General features: G+C 73.2%; 11 protein-coding genes and 1 riboswitch. Of the genes, 4 read left to right on the plus strand and 7 right to left on the minus strand.

The window, feature by feature from the left end; translation table 11 throughout:
- A partial coding sequence (locus V2J63_RS15100) for an HNH endonuclease signature motif containing protein (protein WP_331231817.1) occupies window positions 1-1,508 on the plus strand: 1,508 nt, incomplete at its 5' end.
- A gap of 267 nt (window positions 1,509-1,775) precedes the next feature.
- On the opposite strand, the gene pulA is transcribed toward V2J63_RS15100, so the two are convergent.
- From pulA to V2J63_RS15125, 5 genes are all read right to left on the minus strand, one after another.
- Window positions 1,776-7,772: a pullulanase-type alpha-1,6-glucosidase gene (gene pulA / locus V2J63_RS15105; RefSeq protein ID WP_331231818.1), complete on the minus strand. Its 5,997-nt coding sequence runs from the start codon at window positions 7,770-7,772 to the stop codon at window positions 1,776-1,778.
- Window positions 7,773-8,024: 252 nt separating this feature from the next.
- Window positions 8,025-9,008: a malate dehydrogenase gene (locus tag V2J63_RS15110; RefSeq protein ID WP_331231819.1), complete on the minus strand. Its 984-nt coding sequence runs from the start codon at window positions 9,006-9,008 to the stop codon at window positions 8,025-8,027.
- 15 nt (window positions 9,009-9,023) lie between these two features.
- Window positions 9,024-10,241, minus strand: coding sequence for an NADP-dependent isocitrate dehydrogenase (locus V2J63_RS15115; protein ID WP_331231820.1), 1,218 nt, complete (start codon window positions 10,239-10,241; stop codon window positions 9,024-9,026).
- A 114-nt stretch (window positions 10,242-10,355) separates the two neighbouring features.
- Entirely contained in the window at window positions 10,356-11,726 is a 1,371-nt protein-coding gene (locus V2J63_RS15120; RefSeq protein ID WP_331231821.1) for a hemolysin family protein, read from the minus strand.
- A 33-nt stretch (window positions 11,727-11,759) separates the two neighbouring features.
- Window positions 11,760-12,023 (minus strand): DUF3017 domain-containing protein, encoded by a 264-nt coding sequence (locus tag V2J63_RS15125; RefSeq protein WP_331231822.1) that lies wholly within the window; start codon window positions 12,021-12,023, stop codon window positions 11,760-11,762.
- 26 nt (window positions 12,024-12,049) lie between these two features.
- Here V2J63_RS15125 and V2J63_RS15130 point away from each other — a divergent pair, with 26 nt between their 5' ends.
- On the plus strand, window positions 12,050-13,330 hold the full coding sequence (locus V2J63_RS15130) for an NAD(P)/FAD-dependent oxidoreductase (protein ID WP_331231823.1): 1,281 nt from the start codon (window positions 12,050-12,052) through the stop codon (window positions 13,328-13,330).
- A 65-nt stretch (window positions 13,331-13,395) separates the two neighbouring features.
- On the opposite strand, the gene purH is transcribed toward V2J63_RS15130, so the two are convergent.
- Entirely contained in the window at window positions 13,396-14,985 is a 1,590-nt protein-coding gene (gene purH, locus V2J63_RS15135) for a bifunctional phosphoribosylaminoimidazolecarboxamide formyltransferase/IMP cyclohydrolase (RefSeq protein ID WP_331231824.1), read from the minus strand.
- A gap of 34 nt (window positions 14,986-15,019) precedes the next feature.
- Window positions 15,020-15,113: riboswitch (ZMP/ZTP riboswitch) on the minus strand.
- Between the two features lie 4 nt (window positions 15,114-15,117).
- The gene (gene purN / locus V2J63_RS15140; protein ID WP_331231825.1) at window positions 15,118-15,732 is read right to left on the minus strand and encodes a phosphoribosylglycinamide formyltransferase; all 615 of its coding nucleotides are present in this window, start codon (window positions 15,730-15,732) and stop codon (window positions 15,118-15,120) included.
- Window positions 15,733-15,797: 65 nt separating this feature from the next.
- On the opposite strand from purN, the gene V2J63_RS15145 reads away from it, so the two are divergent.
- Both V2J63_RS15145 and V2J63_RS15150 read left to right on the plus strand, forming a co-directional pair.
- Window positions 15,798-16,259, plus strand: a complete 462-nt coding sequence (locus V2J63_RS15145) for a hypothetical protein (RefSeq protein WP_331231826.1) — start codon at window positions 15,798-15,800, stop codon at window positions 16,257-16,259.
- Window positions 16,260-16,348: 89 nt separating this feature from the next.
- Window positions 16,349-16,897: a type 1 glutamine amidotransferase domain-containing protein gene (locus V2J63_RS15150; protein WP_331231827.1), complete on the plus strand. Its 549-nt coding sequence runs from the start codon at window positions 16,349-16,351 to the stop codon at window positions 16,895-16,897.

A 16,897-nucleotide genomic window follows, 5' to 3' on the forward strand; every position in this document is an offset into this window, starting at 1 on the left:
TCCCCGGCGCCGCCACCCGCACCAACACCCAGCTCAAGGCCGACATCGCCCGCGCGCTCATCGCCGTCGACCCCGACGACGCCGAGGACCGCCACCGCAAGGCACGCGCCACCCGCCGCGTGCACCACCCCCGCGCCCTGCCCGACGGCATGGCCTCGATCTACTCCGTCCTCCCCGCCACCGACGCCACCAGCCTCGACCTCGCCCTCGAAGCCGCCGCCCGCACCGCCCGCAACAACGGCGACAACCGCACCATCGACCAGCTCCGCGCCGACGCCCTCGCCCTCCTCGCCCACACCGCCCTCGACACCGGCTGGATCGGCACCCCCACCCCCGAGGACGACACCCACCGCGCCACAGGGACCGGCACACGGACGGCCACCGGGACCGGGACCGGGACGACCACCGGCAATTCCGCGGTCGACGGAGAGAGCAGCCCGAGCGGCAGTCGCGATGACGACGCTGTCGTCACCGGCGCTGACCCCGTCGTCGATGCTGAGGATCCCCCGGCCCGGCGGCCGCGTCCCAGGGAGCGGATGCGCCTGGCCCACATCGGCGGTCACCGCACCCAGGTCCGCATCACCGTCCCACTCTCCGTCCTCCTGCCGCCGGCTCGACCGGACATCCCGCAGGAGCCCGGACCTCTCCGCGAGCCTGACGGCGCAGCCCTGCCCGACGCGGGCCCCGGCGGTCCGTTCGACCCGGTCGGTGCAGCAGCGGACAGCCCTCCCGGCACAGCCATGCCCAGCATGGGTCCCGGCGGACCGCCCGACGGCCCTCCCGGCACGGCCATGCCCGAGAACGCCGCACCTGTTACCACCTCACCCGACACCGCAACGCCTGGCACGACCTCGCCCGACGCGGCACCTGGCACGACCTCGGCCTACGCCTCTGCACCCGGCACGGACAACGGCATCCCGGGCGTCCCAGCCGTCCCGGACGTCCCGGACGAGGACCTCATCCCCTGCCTCGAGCTACCGCCGTGCGAGGTCGCCGAGCTCGAGGGCTACGGACCCATCACCCCCGACGTCGCCCGCGCCCTGGCCGCCGGCAGCACCTGGCAACGCCTCGTCACCGACCCCCTCACCGGCACCGTCCTCGACGTCGGACGCACCCGCTACCAACCACCCGCCGCCCTCGCCGACCACGTCCGCGAACGCGACCTCACCTGCACCCGCCCCGGCTGCACCGTCCCCGCCCGCTCCTGCGACCTCGACCACACCACCCCCTGGTCCCAGAACGGGCCGACCGCCGCACACAACCTCGGCGCCCTGTGCCAGCGCGACCACACCCTCAAGTCCCTCGGCGCGCTCCACACCCGCCACCTCGGCCCCGGCACCTACCAGTGGACCACCCCCACCGGCCACACCTACCGCCGCGAGAGCGACGGCACCATCACCCCCCTCACCACCGACGGCACGACGAAACCCCCGCCCGCCCTGGCCAGCTCCTACGCCCCCTGGACCATCGACCCCCACGCCATCGACGACGACCCTCCGCCCTTCTAAGACGCCCCGCCCACTGGTGGGCGGAGTCCAAGCAGAGCTCGAGAGCCGAGCCGCCACATGGGGGCAGCCGGCACAGTGACCGCTCACGGCGACGAGCTCCCAGCCGCCCTCGCACAGCACCCGCCCCCGCACCCGGCGAGCCGCCAGCCGTGCCGACGCTCGAGCGTCGACCCACGACATGGCGACGGCCGGCCCGGTGACCACTCTCAAGCCGCGAGCTCGCGGTCGAGAGTGGTTCACCGGGCCGGCCGTTGCCGGGTGTCCAGATCACCCCTGGGTAGCGCGCCTCCGATTCCCCAGGGCGAGGGCCACTCCCCCGACGAGGGCGAGCAGGGCAAGCAGGCCGAGTGCCCCGCCGACGCCGGTGCTCGGCAGACCGCCCGAACCGCCGGGACCACCCGGACCGCCAGTACCGTCAGTCGGCGCCCCCGGGCCGGTCGGCCCATCGGTCGGCCCATCCGTCGGCTCATCCGTCGGCCCGTCGGTCGGGTCCGTCGTCGGCGTCTCGGTCGGGGTCTCGGTCGGCTCCTCCGCGCTCGCCTGGACGAGCACGGCGACCGTCCGCGCCGGCACGCTCACCGTCCCGCTCGCGGCGTCCCACGCGGTCTCGCGGACGACGGCGTCGGCCCCGTCCGCCTGGACCGGCGAGAGCGCGAGGTCACGGCCCGCGAAGGCCTCGACCACCTCGGTGACCGGCTCGGGCGTCGCGTTGAAGACGACGAGGACGCCGTCGAGCGCCGGGTCGACATCCTCACCCACGAGGTCGTCGACCGCCATGACGAGGACGCCGGGCGTCGCCTCCGCGCCGGACCCCGGGAAGGTGACCTTCTCCTCGATGAGGTCGGCCGATCCCAGTCGGAACAGCTCGGTCGAGAACCGCAGGCGGAGCAGGTCCTGCGCCATCGCGCTCGAGGTGGCGATGTCCGCGGGCGTCGGCTTCAGCGTCGGGTCCGCGAGCAGCGGAGCCATGATGTCCCACGCCTCCTCGTTGTCGGCGGCCGGAGGCAGCCCGACACCGAAGTTGTTGTCCTGCCCGGTCCAGTCGACGCGGTTGAAGTGGTCGCCGGAGTTGTAGCTGTTGCGGTCGAGCGACTTCGAGCGCAGGAGGTCGGTGCCCGCGTGCCAGAACGAGGGCGTCTGTGCCAGCGCCGTCGTCGCCAGGGACAGCGCGTTCATCCGCACCCGGTCGGCCATCGGGGTGTCGACGGGCAGCTTGAGGACGAGGTTGTCGAACAGCGTCTCGTTGTCGTGCGCGTCGACGTAGGTGATGACCTCGTCGGGCTGGGTCGCGTACCCGGCCGGCTGACCGTTGTAGTCGAGCTCGTCTCCCCGCAGCACCTCGCCCGTGTGGGCGAGGAACGTGTAGCCGGCGAGGTTGCCGGCCAGGCCCAGCCGGACCAGGTCCGTCTGGTGAGCCAGGCTCGCCGCCTGCTCCTCGGCCGTGGCCTCCGAGACCCCGTTGGGATCGGTGAACAGGCCGGAACCGAAGCCCTGGACCTCGCGCTGGTCCTCGTCGAAGGGACCGCCGCCGCGGACGGCGTCACGGAGCCGGTCGGAGAACGTGCCGATCCCCGTCCCCCCGAGCTGGCCCTGCGTCGCCTGGACGAACCGTGCGTTGTCCGCGACCTCGCCGAAGTTCCACCCCTCCCCGTAGAGGTAGATCGCCGAGCCGTCGACCCCGTCCTCCTCGAGCGTGAGCGCGTCGAGCGCCTCCCGCACGGCGAGCATGTTCGCGCGCGAGTGGTGGCCCATGAGGTCGAACCGGAACCCGTCCACGCGGTAGTCCCGCGCCCACATGACGACGGAGTCGACCATGAGCTTCTCGGCCATCGCGTGCTCCGTGGCGACGTTCTCGCAGCACGTCGACGTCTCGACGGACCCGGTGGCGGAAAGCCGGTGGTAGTACCCGGGGACGACCCGGTCGAGGACCGACCGCTCGGCCTGCCCGGACGCGCTCGTGTGGTTGTAGACCTCGTCGAGGACGACCTGGAGCCCGGCGTCGTGGAGCCCGCCGACCATCGTGCGGAACTCGGCGACGCGCGCCCCGCCGTGCGGGTCGGTGGCGTAGGACCCCTCGGGTGCGTTGAAGTGCCACGGGTCGTAGCCCCAGTTGAAGCCGTCCGCGTCGGCGACGGCACCCACCGCGGCCTGCTGCTCCTCCGACGCCGGACCCGCGTCGGCCGGGATGTCCGGCTCGGCCTGGGCGTCGCGGTCCTCCTCGATCGTGGCGATGTCGAACGTCGGGAGGAGGTGGACGGTGTTCATGCCCGCCTCGGCCAGCTCGCGCAGGTGGCGCATGCCGTTGCTCTCCGCCTCGGCGAACGCGAGGTACGTCCCGCGCAGGTCCTCCGGGACGGAGGGGTCCGAGATGGAGAAGTCACGCACGTGGAGCTCGTAGATCGTCCGGTCGACGGGACGCTCGACGACGGGCACCGCCGTCTCGGTCCACAGCGCCGGCGCCCACGCCTCGTCGGCGAGGTCGACGAGCACCGAGTGCGTCGAGTTCTCCGTCAGCGCGACGGAGTACGGGTCGCTCACACGGTTCGTGACGACCTCGCCCTCCGCCGGGACGTAGACCTCGACGTCGAAGAGGTAGGCGCGGTCGCGCCAGTCCGCCTCCCCCTCGACCGTCCACGCGCCGTCGTCGTGCCGCGTCGCGGGGATCCGCTCGGGCTCGCCCGCGCCGGTCCCGTCGGCCCAGAGGAGGAGGTCGACGGCCTTCGCCGTCGGCGCCCACAGGGCGAGCGAGGGAACCCCGCCGGACCACGTCACGCCCAGCGCCCGGTCCGCGGCGTCGTCGGCGTAGAGGTCGTCGAGGACCCCGGGGACCTGCACCCCGGTGAACGCCGTCGGCACGTCGCCGGCGCCGCGCTGGAGGACCATGAGCTGCCCCGTGAGGGCGGCCTCGGTCGCGGCACGGTCGAGGCCCTCGACCCGCAGCGCGACATGGTCGGCGAGGTGCGGGTACCTGTCCGCGAGCTCCTCGCCGATGCCGGCCGGGTCGTACGTGAGCGTGACCTCGTCGCCGCCCGTGACCTCGCCGTCGGCGAGCACGAGCCCGCCCGCGGCCGCGGTGTGGAGGGACCATGCCAGGTCCCCCGTCTCGGCGTCGCCGAGGAGGTCGCGCGGCCACGCGACCGTCGTGGCGTCGAGCCAGTGCGCTCGGAGCTGGCCGGTGCCCGCGAGCGGCGGGTCGGCCACCTCGATGGTGAGCACGTGGCTCTCGATGTCGTAGCTGAAGACCACGAGCCTGCCCTCCGTGGCGCTGAAGGTGATGTTCGGTCCGTCGAGGACCCCGCCGGCGCCGTAGTTCTCGGCCCACGTGAGGTTGTGGGCCACCTTCGTCTCGTACGTGCCGGTGGGCAGCTCGTCGGTCGACCACGTGTACACGCCGTCGCCGTCGAGGTCCTGCAACCACGAGCCGAGGCAGTCGGGCTGCCAGTCACCCGGGCAGCCCACCTCGCTCTGGAAGCTGCCAGCCGCCGTGATGACGTCGCCCTCCGCCGTCGAGGTCACGTAGTGGGTGACCGGGTCGTAGAAGAACGTGATGGACCCACCGGCGTGGGTGTAGGTGATGTCGGCCCCGCCCGCGACGCCGCCCGCACCGTAGTTCTCGTCCCACGAGCCACCGACGGCGGCCTTGTACGCGTAGGAGCCGGCGGGGACCTCGAACGTCCCGGAGTAAACGCCGTCGGGGCGGAGCGCGAGCGCGGCCGCCTCGCAGCCAGGCTGCCAGTCGCCGGGGCAGCCCATCGCCGCGTTGTGGCTCCCGGGCACGGTGACGAAGAGCTCCTCGCCGTCGCCCGGGCCCTCGTCGACGCTGAGGTCGACGGCCTGGCCGACGGAGCCGTACGTCGAGGCCGCCGCGCGGTTGCCCGCGGCGTCCACCGTGACGGCCCGGTACTCCACGAGCGTGCCGACCGCGAGGTCGTCCGTGTCGTGGAAGACCCGCGGCGCGTCGCCCTCGGCGACGCCGAGCGCGGTCCAGTCCTCCGCGCCCACGACGCGGTAGGCGATGCTCGTCTGCGCCCAGACGTCGTCGGCGACGTCGACGCTCACCGGCGCGACGCGGCTCATCTCGGCCCCGGGACCGGGGGCGACGACGGCGACCGGTCCGGCCTCGTCCGGCGCACCGACGGTGCCGTCCGCGACGAGCACGACGGCGTCGAGCGCCGGGACGGTGAGCGTGAGCGATCCCTCGGCGTCGGCCGTGACACTGCCCGCGTCGCCGTAGAGCGGGGTGTAGGTCGCGCCCGGGGTGAGGGTCCTGAACGTGACGGTCCGGTCCGCACCCGCGTTGTTGAGCGCGACGACGTGCTCGACGAGCTCGTCGTCGTCGACCCGCGCGAAGGCGTAGACGCCGGTGCCGTCGTCCGCGTGGAGCTCGATCTGCGCGCCGGTGCTCAGCGCGGGGTGGGCGCTGCGCAGCCCCGCGAGCTCGGCGATGTGGGTGTAGAGCGGGACGTCGGTGTCGAACCGGTCGACGGCGCCGATCTGGTAGCCGTGGAGGGTCCAGTCCTGGCGGTACTGCTCGACGTCGCTCGCGAAGAGCGACTGGCGCGCGTCCTTGTCGTTGCCGAGGCCGACGAAGCCCTGCTCGTCGCCGTAGTAGACGACCGGCTGGCCGCGCGTGAGGTACATGAGGGAGTGGGCGAGCATCGAGCGTTCGCGCTCGTCGCCCGAGCCCTGGAGGAGGTAGCCGATCCGGCCCATGTCGTGGTTGCCGAGGAACGTCGGCAGCGAGGCGGCGCTCGTCGTCGGCGTCGTGTAGTACGCGTCGGAGGCGAAGAGGCTCGAGAGCCCCTCGGCGGAGAACCCCTTCGCGTAGTTGAGGGCCGAGGCCTGGTAGGCGAAGTCGAGCACCGAGCTCATGTCCGTGTCCCGCACGTACGGCGAGAGCAGGCGCGCGTCGGCGTCGTAGACCTCGCCGAACATGAAGAACTCCTCGTTCCCTCCCGCGCGGGCGTGGTCGAGGACCTCGGTGGTCCACTCCTCCCAGAACTCGACGTTGACGTGCTTGGCGGTGTCGATCCGGAACCCGTCGATGCCGAGGTCCACCCACGCCTCGTAGATCTCGACGAACCCGTCGACGACGTCGGGGTGCTCGGTCATGAGGTCGTCGAGCCCGTCGAAGTCGCCGTACGTGACGGACTCGCCGGACCACGTCGAGTTCCCCCGGTTGTGGTAGAGCGTGACGTCGTTCAGCCACTCCGGGACCATCGTGATCTCGGGGTCGGGGACCGGCGTGTACGGGAACGACGTCTCCGGGTCGAGCTCGGGGAACGTCTCGGTGCCGGCGTAGTCCGCGGGGTCGAAGGCGTTCCCGTCGGCGTCACGGTAGGGCGACGTCGCCGTGTCGATGTAGCCGTACTCGCCCTCGGCGTAGTCGATGACGTCCGCCGTGTGGTTCGTGATGATGTCGAAGTAGACCTTGATGTCGCGCGCGTGGGCGTCGTCGATGAACGCCTCGAGCTCGGCGTTCGTGCCCAGGTGGGGGTCGATGCGCGTGAAGTCGGTGATCCAGTACCCGTGGTAGCCCGCGGAGGCGTCCGGCCCCTCGCCCTGGACGGGGCGGTTCATGAACGACGGCGTCAGCCAGATCGCCGTCGTCCCCAGCCCCTCGATGTAGTCGAGCTGAGAGCGCAGACCGGCGATGTCACCGCCGTTGTAGAAGCCCTTGTCTTCTCGGTCGAAGCCGGAGACGAGACGGTTCTCGCCGAGGCCGGCCGTGTCGTTGCCCGGGTCCCCGTTCTCGAAGCGGTCCGTGAGGACGAAGTAGAACTGCTCGTCCCCGCCCGCCTGGCGCACCGGCTCGGCGACGAGCGCGTCGTCGGCCGCCGTGTACTCACCTGCCAGGTCGAGGACCTCGACGCCCACCCGGTCGACGTTGTCGTCGAAGACGAAGCGCAGCCGCGCGGGCCCGGCCAGCTCGAGGGCCATGTTGTCGGCGCCGCCGTCCACGCCGTACGCCTCGTCCCACGTCCCGCCGACGGCGGCCTTGTACTCGTAGCTGCCACCGGGCACGTCGAACTCGGTGGCGTAGACGCCCTCGGCCTCGGTGCCCGCGAGGACCGTCGCCTCGCACGCCGGGTCCCAGTCCGCCGGGCAGCCGAGCTCGGACTGCAGGCTCCCGGCGAGGACGACGAGCCGGTCGTTCGCCTGGGCGGACGGCGCGAGCGCCGTCCCGATCCCGGCGAGGCCGGCGAGGGCGACGGCGGCGGCGGCGAGCGCGGCGGTAGCGGCTCGGGCAGGACGGACAACCATGGGGACTCCTTCGTCACCTGCACGACACCGTGCGGAGGGATGTGGGGGAAGCGTACGCGCGGATGTAACGGCCCTGCAAGCCTTGCAGAGCGTTTCAAGACATGTGCCGCGCCCGTTACCGCGGAGCCCCACGTCATCACGATGGCGGAGCCGCCCACGCCCCAGACGCGACGACGCCCCCGCACCGTTGTGCCGGTGCGGGGGCGTCCTCGTCGGGTCCGGGCGGACCCGTCAGGCGTCGTCAGGCAGCGCTCAGATGAGCCCGAGCCCCGTGACCGCCTCGCGCTCCTCGACGAGCTCGGCGACCGAGGCGTCGATCTTTGCGCGCGAGAACTCGTTGATCTCGAGCCCCTGGACGATCTCCCAGCGGCCCCCGACGGAGCGCGCCGGGAACGAGGAGATGAGACCCTCGGGCACGCCGTACGAGCCGTCGGAGACGATCGCGGCGGACGTCCATGCGTCCTCGGGCGTGCCGGAGACCCAGTCGCGGACGTGGTCGATGGCCGCGTTGGCCGCCGACGCCGCCGACGAGGCCCCGCGGGCGTCGATGATCGCCGCACCGCGCTTGGCGACCGTCGGGATGAACTCGCTCTCGAGCCACGCCTGGTCGACGAGCTCCGACGCCGGGCGACCGGCGACGGTGGCGTGGAAGACGTCCGGGTACTGGGTGGCCGAGTGGTTGCCCCAGATCGTCAGCCCGGCGATGTCCGTCACCGGCGCGCCCGTCTTCGCGGAGAGCTGGCTCAGCGCGCGGTTGTGGTCGAGACGCGTCATGGCGGTGAACCGCTCCGCCGGGACGTCCGGGGCGTGCGCCTGCGCGATGAGCGCGTTCGTGTTGGCGGGGTTGCCGACGACGAGGACGCGCACGTCCTCGGCGGCGCCGGCGTTGATCGCCTCACCCTGGGGCTTGAAGATCCCGCCGTTGGCCTCGAGGAGGTCACCGCGCTCCATGCCGGGGCCGCGCGGGCGCGCCCCGACGAGGAGGGCGATGTTCGCGCCGTCGAACCCCTGGCGCGGGTCGTCGAAGATGTCGATCCCGGCGAGCAGCGGGAAGGCGCAGTCGTCGAGCTCCATCGCGGTGCCCTCCGCAGCCTTGACGCCCTGCGGGATCTCGAGCAGGCGCAGCCTGACGGGGACGTCCGGGCCGAGGAGCTGGCCCGAGGCGATGCGGAAGAGGAGTGCGTAGCCGATCTGACCGGCGGCGCCGGTGACCGTGACGTTGACAGGCGTGGTCATGTGACGAGCTCCTTCTCAGGCGAGGCGGGCGGCGAGGTTCTCGTCGAGGGCGGCGAGGAAGTCCTCGGTGGTGAGCCACTCGGCGTCCTTGCCGATGAGCAGCGCAAGGTCCTTGGTCATCTTGCCGCTCTCGACCGTCTTGATGACGACGTCCTCGAGCGTCTCGGCGAACTGCGTGACCTCCGGGGTGCCGTCGAGCTTGCCGCGGTGGGCGAGGCCCCGGGTCCAGGCGAAGATCGAGGCGATCGGGTTGGTCGACGTCGGCTTGCCGGCCTGGTGCTGGCGGAAGTGCCGGGTGACCGTGCCGTGCGCAGCCTCGGCCTCGACCGTCTTGCCGTCCGGCGTCATGAGCACGGAGGTCATGAGGCCGAGCGAGCCGAAGCCCTGCGCGACCGTGTCGGACTGGACGTCACCGTCGTAGTTCTTGCAGGCCCAGACGTAGCCGCCCTCCCACTTCATGGCGGCGGCGACCATGTCGTCGATGAGGCGGTGCTCGTAGGTGAGGCCCGCGGCGTCGAACTGGTCCTTGAACTCGGCCTCGAAGACCTCGGCGAAGATGTCCTTGAACGCGCCGTCGTAGGCCTTGAGGATCGTGTTCTTCGTCGAGAGGTACACCGGGTAGTTCCGCTGCAGGCCGTAGGCGAACGAGGCGCGCGCGAAGTCGCGGATCGACTCGTTGAAGTTGTACATGCCCATCGCGACGCCGCCGGCCTCGGGATAGGTGACGACCTCCTGGTGGATCGGCTCGGAGCCGTCCGCCGGCGTGTAGGTCAGCGTGAGCGTGCCCGCACCGGGGACCTTGAAGTTCGTCGCCTTGTACTGGTCGCCGTGGGCGTGACGGCCGATGATGATCGGCTTGTTCCAGCCCGGCACGAGGCGGGGGATGTTCGAGATGATGATCGGCTCGCGGAAGACGACGCCGCCGAGGATGTTGCGGATCGTGCCGTTCGGCGAGACCCACATCTTCTTGAGGCCGAACTCCTCCACGCGCGCCTCGTCCGGCGTGATCGTGGCGCACTTGACGCCGACGCCGTGCTCCTTGATGGCGTTGGCCGCGTCGATCGTCACCTGGTCGTCGGTGGCGTCGCGGTTCTCGATACCGAGGTCGTAGTACCGCAGGTCCACGTCGAGGTAGGGGTGGATGAGACGGTCCTTGATGAACTGCCAGATGATCCGCGTCATCTCGTCGCCGTCGAGCTCGACGACGGGTCCGGCCACCTTGATCTTCGACATACGCGCAACTCTCCTGACCACCCACGCGGGGTGTCCTCGGGCGTCCGTGGGCGCCGAGGCGTCGGCACCGCCCCCCAGATTACTCGACGTCGAGATACTTTGGCAGCCCGAGGCTCACCCGCGCGGGGCCGGATCCCCCGAGATCGTCTGCGTGTGGACGACGTCGGGGGTGGCGCTCTCGCCGTCCGCCGCGCCGTCGTCGAGCGGGTGCGCGGGCATCGTCGCCTCGCGCACGTCGACGCGGTCGACCCGCCGCCCGTCCATGGCGGTGACCGTGAGGACGAGGTCGTCCCACACGAGCGTGTCGCCCACCTGCGGGAGGCGGCCGAGGCCGGCCATGATGAACCCGCCCAGCGTGTCGTACGGCCCCTCGGGCAGCTCCCGGCCGAGGACCTTGACGACGTCCGAGCGGCCGAGCAGGCCGGCGACGTCCTCCGTCGTGCCGCGCAGCACCGAGTCCGGCTCCTCGCGGTCGTACTCGTCCTGGATCTCCCCGACGAACTCCTCGACGACGTCCTCGAGCGTGACGATGCCGTCGGTGCCGCCGTACTCGTCGACGACGACGGCGAGGTGGGAGTTCCCGGCGCGCATCTCCGTCAGCGCGGCGAGGACGCGCTTGCCCGTGGGGAAGAACATGACCTGGCGGACGAGGTCGCCTACCGTCCCGACGGCGTCCTCGGGGTAGATGAGGTCGCGGACGTGGATGAAGCCGAGCACGTCGTCGTCGTTCTCCCCGCGCACGGGGTAGCGGGAGTGCTCGAGGGTGCGCACGATGCGTTGGGCCCCCTCGATGGGCATGTCCGCGTCGAGGAACTCCACCTCCGTGCGCGGCGTCATGATCTCCTGCACGGTCCGCTCGCCGACGGCGAGGAGGTCGACGACCATGGCGCGCTCCTCGTCCCCGAGCGACTCGTGCTCGGCGACGAGCGAGCGCAGCTCCTCAGCGCCCATCTCCTCCCGCTGCGCGTGCGGGTCCCGGCCGAGCAGGCGCATGACGACGTTCGTCGAGGCCCCGAGCAACCAGATGACGGGGCGCATGATCGTCGCGATCCAGTCGAGCGGCGTCGCGACGACGACGGAGAACTTCTCGGCGCTCTGCATGGCCAGACGCTTGGGGACGAGCTCGCCGAAGACGAGCGAGAGGTAGGAGATGAGCACCGTCGTGCCGATGAACGCGATCGACCCCGCCGCGCCCGGCGCGAGGCCCCAGCCCTCGAGCGTCGGGGAGACCTGCGGCGCGATCTGGGCGGCGCCGAAGGACGCGGAGAAGAAGCCCGCGAGGGTGACGCCGATCTGCACCGAGGAGAGGAAGCGGTTGGAGTTGGCCGTCAGCTTGGCCACCCGGGCGCCGGCCCCGCCGCGCTCGGTCATGGCCCGCACCTGGCCGTCGCGCAGGGAGACGAGCGCGATCTCCGACGCCGCGAACACCCCACCGAGGACGATGAACGCGAACACGAGCAGGATGTCGGTGACGATGTCGCTCATCGCCCTATCTTCCCGTACACCCGCCCGCTCGCCCTACGTGAGGTATCCCGCAGGGGCGAGGACGAGCAGCGCCGCGGCGAGCAGGACGAGGAGCGCGACGTCGAAGGGCCGCGAGCGCGCGGCGAGGACGCTCGGCACGGACCGGTCCGCGGCGCGCACACCCGCGAGGACGAGGAGCCCGACGGCGAGGACGCGGACGGCGGTCGGGGCGTCTACCCACAGCGCGGCCGCGGCGACCGCCGCGGTCCCGGCGGCGAGCGCCCACAGCACCGGGTGCCGGGACGTCTCGGGCCTCATCACGGCCGGAAGACTACCGTGGCGGGGTGATCCCGGACCCCGCGCCCCGTCGCGTGCTCGTCGTCGGAGCGGGGCTCGCGGGGCTGCGCACCGCCGCCGAGCTGCGCGCGCAGGGGTTCGACGGCGAGGTCACCGTCGTCGGCGCGGAGGACGCCCTCCCCTACGACCGCCCACCGTTGTCGAAGGAGCTCCTCACCCGCACCGAGCCCGTGTGGCTCGCGGACGACCTCGGCGCCGACCTCACGTCCCTCGCGGACCGCACGCTCCTCGGCCACCGGGCGGTCGGGCTCCGCGCCGACGACGCGGGCGTCCGGCTCGCCGTCGCCGGTCCCACGGGCCGCAGCGAGCTCGCCGCCGACGCCGTCGTCCTCGCCTGCGGCTCCCAGGCGGCGACCCCGGCCGCCCTCGCCGGCGCGCTCACGCTCCACACGGCCGACGACGCCGCGCGGCTCCGTGCGCGGCTGCGGCCCGGGTCGCGGCTCGTGTGCGTCGGGGCCGGGTGGATCGGCGCGGAGGTGGCGGGCGCGGCGGCGGCCGCGGGCGTCGACGTCACCGTCCTCGAGGCCGCTGCCACGCCGCTCGCCCGGCAGCTCGGCGAGGAGGTGGGCGCGCTGACGCGGGCCTGGTACGACGAGGCCGGCGTCACGCTGCGGACCTCGGCCGCGGCCACCGGGCTGTCCCCCGCCGGCGTCGTCCTCGCCGACGGCACCGTCCTGGCCGCGGACACCTTCCTCGCCGCCACGGGGGTGCGGCCGAGCACCGGGTGGCTCGCCGGCGCGCTGCCGCTCACCGCGCGGGGCGCCCTCCCCGTCGGCCCCACCGGTCGCGTCACGGGCGGGCCGGCCTCGGTCCGCGCCGTCGGCGACTGCGCGGACCGCACCTCCCCGCGCGACGGCGCCGTCGAGGGAGGCCACTGGGACGCGGCCCTCACGCACCCCGCCGCGCTCGTCTCGGACCTGCTCGCGCGCGCCGGCGGCGCCGAGGGCGGCGCGGCCGAGGGCCGCGTCGCCGATCCCGCCCCGTACGTCTTCTCCCGCCAGCTCGGCCACGACGTCACGCTCGTCGGCCGCCCGACCCCCGCCAGCGAGGTCATCCTCCGCGGGACGCCCGGCGCCGGCGGGTGGACGGCGCTCTACGTCGAGCCCGGTCCGGACGGGGCGGGCGCCGTGCTCCGGGCGGGCTTCACGGTCGACGCGCCCCGCGACGTCGGCGCGCTCCGCAAGGCGCTCGGCGGCGCTGCGTACCCTCGCATCGACCGGACCAACGCCGCGGATCCCGCGGTGCCGCTGCGCCGGTCCCTGCGCTGAACACACCGATCCCCCTCCCCGGTGGAGGCGAGTCGGGAGGGGCCCGGGGCGACCCGGGCGGACGCTCAGTGGGCGAAGTGGCGGGTGCCCGTGAGGTAGAGCGTCACGCCGGCGGCCGCCGCGGCGGCGATGACCTCCTCGTCGCGGACGGACCCGCCGGGCTGGACGACGGCGCGCACGCCAGCGTCGAGGAGCACCTGGAGCCCGTCCGCGAAGGGGAAGAACGCGTCCGAGGCGGCGACGGCGCCGCGGGCCCGCTCGGCGCCCTCGGCGAGGGCGTTGGCCCGCTCGACGGCGAGGCGGCAGGAGTCGACGCGGTTGACCTGCCCCATCCCCACCCCGACGGACGCGCCGTCGTCGGCGAGGAGGATGGCGTTGGAGCGCACCGCACGCACGGCCCGCCACGCGAAGGTGAGGTCGGCGAGCGTCGCGTCGTCGGCCGGCTCGCCGGCCGCGAGGGTCCACCCGGCCGGGTCGTCCCCGGGGGCGTCGACGAGGTCCGCCGCCTGCATGAGGAGGCCGCCGCTGATGGCGCGGGTCTCGACGGCGGCCGGCGCCCCCTGGGGCATCCGGAGCAGCCGGACGTTCTTCTTGCGGGTGAGGACCTCGACGGCGTCGGCGTCGAAGTCCGGGGCGACGACGACCTCGGTGAAGACGTCCGCGACCTGCTCGGCCATGGCGCGCGTGACGGGCCGGTTGGCCGCGATGACCCCGCCGAACGCGGAGACCGGGTCGCACGCGTGGGCCTTGGCGTGGGCGTCGGCGACGTCCGCCCCCACGGCGATCCCGCACGGGTTGTTGTGCTTGATGATCGCGACGGTCGGCGCGGCGTGGTCGTTCGCCGCCCGCCAGGCGGCGTCGGCGTCGACGTAGTTGTTGTAGCTCATCGCCTTGCCGTGGAGCTGCTCGGCCTGCGCGAGGCCGGCGGGGCCGCTGGCCGAGGTGTAGAGCGCGGCGCGCTGGTGCGGGTTCTCCCCGTACCGGAGCACGGCCTCGCGCTCCCACGTGGCGCCGGCCCAGCCGGGGAACCCCGTCGGGGCGCCGTCCACCGTGTCGTCCGGGGCGAGGACGTCGCCCATCCACGAGGCGACGGCGGCGTCGTAGCTCGCCGTGTGGCGGAAGGCCTGGGCCGCGAGGGCGCGGCGCTGGGCGAGCGTGAACCCGCCGTCGGCGAGCGCGCGCGCGACGTCGCCGTACGCGGCGGGGTCGACGACGACGGCGACGGAGGGGTGGTTCTTCGCCGCCGCCCGCACCATCGAGGGCCCGCCGATGTCGATCTGCTCGACGCACGCGTCCGCGTCCGCGCCGGAGGCGACGGTCTCGGTGAACGGGTAGAGGTTGACGACGACGAGGTCGAACGCCTCCACGCCGAGCTCGGCGAGCTGGGCGACGTGCTCGGGCTTGCGGCGGTCGGCGAGGATGCCGGCGTGGACCCGCGGGTGGAGGGTCTTGACCCTTCCCTCGAGGCACTCGGGGAAGCCGGTCAGCTCCTCGACGCCGGTGACGGGCACGCCCGCGCCGGCGATGCGGGCGGCGGTCGAGCCGGTCGAGACGATCTCGACGCCGGCGGCGGCGAGGGCCTGGGCGAGCTCGACGAGGCCCGTCTTGTCGTAGACGGAGACGAGGGCGCGGCGGATGGGGTGGGCGTCGGTCATGGCACAACTCCTGGGTCGGACGTCGCTGGACGGACCCAGGCACCCAGGCGCACGGTGCACTGCAAGGGACGTTCCGGTCGCTCCCCGGTGGTCAGGTCCACCTCGTCTCGCCAGTCACGACCTGGCCCGAGTCTAGCGCGACCCGAGACGCACCCGGCGGCCCTCGATGCGCCAGCCCTCGCGCGCGAGGCGGCCGACGTGCTCGACGAGCTGCGCCCGCTCGGCCACCTTGATCCGCTCGGTGAGCGTCTCCTCGGTGTCGTCGTCCTCGACGGGCACGGCCACCTGGGCGATGATCGGCCCGGTGTCCGTCCCGGCGTCGACGACGAACAGCGTCGCACCGGCGAGCCGGACGCCGTAGGCGAGCGCGTCCCGGGGTCCGTGGATGCCGGGGAACGCCGGCAGGAGCGAGTTGTGGGTGTTGACGTAGCGCCCGGCGAAACGCTCGAGGAACGCGGGACCGCAGATCTTGAGGAAGCCCGCCGAGACGACGAGGTCGGGCCGGTGCGCGGCGACGGCAGCGGTGAGGGCGGCGTCCCAGGCGGCGCGGTCGGGGTGGTCGCCCACACGCTCGATGAACGTCGGGATGCCCGCCGCGGCGGCCATCTCGACCCCGCCGGTCCCGGCGCGGTCGGCGCCGACGGCGACGACCTCGACCCCGTACGCGGGATCGGTGGCCGCCTGGAGGAGGGCGGCGAGGTTGGACCCGCCCCCGGACACGAGGACGACGACGCGGCAGCTCGGCACGAGGACGAGCGTATCGGCACGCGGACGCCCCGGTGGATCCCGGCGCTGGTGGGAGGATGGCGCGCATGCGAGACGACGAGCGGCCCACCCCCGCGCGAGGGGCTGCGCCCCCGGACACCGGTGCGCCCGGCAAGCGCCGGCCCCCTACGCCCGAGGAGGCGCGGTCCGCCACGCGCCCAGTCATGTGGTTCTCGCTGCTCCTCCTCGGGGCGCTCCTCTTCCCGCTGCTCACCCTGCCGTGGCCGCTCTCGCTCGGCTCGGGCGTGCTCGCGCTCGCGGCGCTGGGCGTCGGGGTCTACGCGCTCGTCAAGGTCATCCGGGTGCGGGTCGGCGGCATCATCCTTCCCGTCCTCATCGTCTCGCTCCTCTTCGCGGTCTACCTCGTGGTCTCCGCGGTGGTGCAGGCGATCCTGTGGGAGGAGTACGCCGCCTTCCAGGAGTGCGCCGACCGGGCCCTCACGGTGCAGGCCGAGCGCGCGTGCACGGACGGCCTCGAGGATGCGGTCCGGGGCCGGCTCCTCGGCTGACCCGGGCGCTCGCCGCCCGCCCGGGAGGCGACCGGCGGACCTCGCTCGTACGGTGGAAGGACATCTTCCAGAGACGACGAGGAGAGATCATGTCGCACCTGACCGGCAAGCGAGTCGCGTTCCTGCTCACCGACGGCTTCGAGGACTCCGAGCTGACGAGCCCGTGGGAGGCGGTGACCGGGCACGGCGCCGAGGCGGTCCTCGTCTCCGCGAAGACCGGCACGATCACCGGCAAGAACGGGCACGAGGCGAAGGTCGACCTCGAGGTGGGCGAGGCCCGGGCGGAGGACTTCGACGGTCTCGTCCTGCCGGGCGGCGTCGTCAACGGCGACACCATCCGCACCGACGAGCGGGCCGTCGCCTTCACCCGCGACTTCTTCGCCCAGCACAAGCCAGTCGGTGTCATCTGCCACGGCGGCTGGATCCTCACGGACGCGGACGTCCTGCGCGGCCGCACGCTCACGTCCTACCCGAGCCTCAAGACCGACCTCAGCAACGCCGGCGCGACGTGGGTGGACGAGGAGGTCGTCGTCGACCAGGGCCTCGTGAGCAGCCGCACCCCGGACGACCTCCCGGCGTTCAACGACAAGCTCGTCGAGGAGATCTCCGAGGGCGAGCACGCCGGCCAGCACGCCTGA

It is taken from the genome of Georgenia wangjunii, assembly GCF_036421975.1.
GTDB lineage: Bacteria > Actinomycetota > Actinomycetes > Actinomycetales > Actinomycetaceae > Georgenia_A > Georgenia_A wangjunii.

Coding starts and splice junctions, on each gene's coding strand:
- V2J63_RS15125 (WP_331231822.1), bottom strand. CDS start 12,023: ATGAGGCCCGAGACGTCCCGGCACCCGGTGCTGTGGGCGCTCGCCGCC.
- purH (WP_331231824.1), bottom strand. CDS start 14,985: ATGACCGACGCCCACCCCATCCGCCGCGCCCTCGTCTCCGTCTACGAC.
- V2J63_RS15120 (WP_331231821.1), bottom strand. CDS start 11,726: ATGAGCGACATCGTCACCGACATCCTGCTCGTGTTCGCGTTCATCGTC.
- V2J63_RS15145 (WP_331231826.1), top strand. CDS start 15,798: ATGCGAGACGACGAGCGGCCCACCCCCGCGCGAGGGGCTGCGCCCCCG.
- V2J63_RS15115 (WP_331231820.1), bottom strand. CDS start 10,241: ATGTCGAAGATCAAGGTGGCCGGACCCGTCGTCGAGCTCGACGGCGAC.
- V2J63_RS15110 (WP_331231819.1), bottom strand. CDS start 9,008: ATGACCACGCCTGTCAACGTCACGGTCACCGGCGCCGCCGGTCAGATC.
- pulA (WP_331231818.1), bottom strand. CDS start 7,772: ATGGTTGTCCGTCCTGCCCGAGCCGCTACCGCCGCGCTCGCCGCCGCC.
- V2J63_RS15150 (WP_331231827.1), top strand. CDS start 16,349: ATGTCGCACCTGACCGGCAAGCGAGTCGCGTTCCTGCTCACCGACGGC.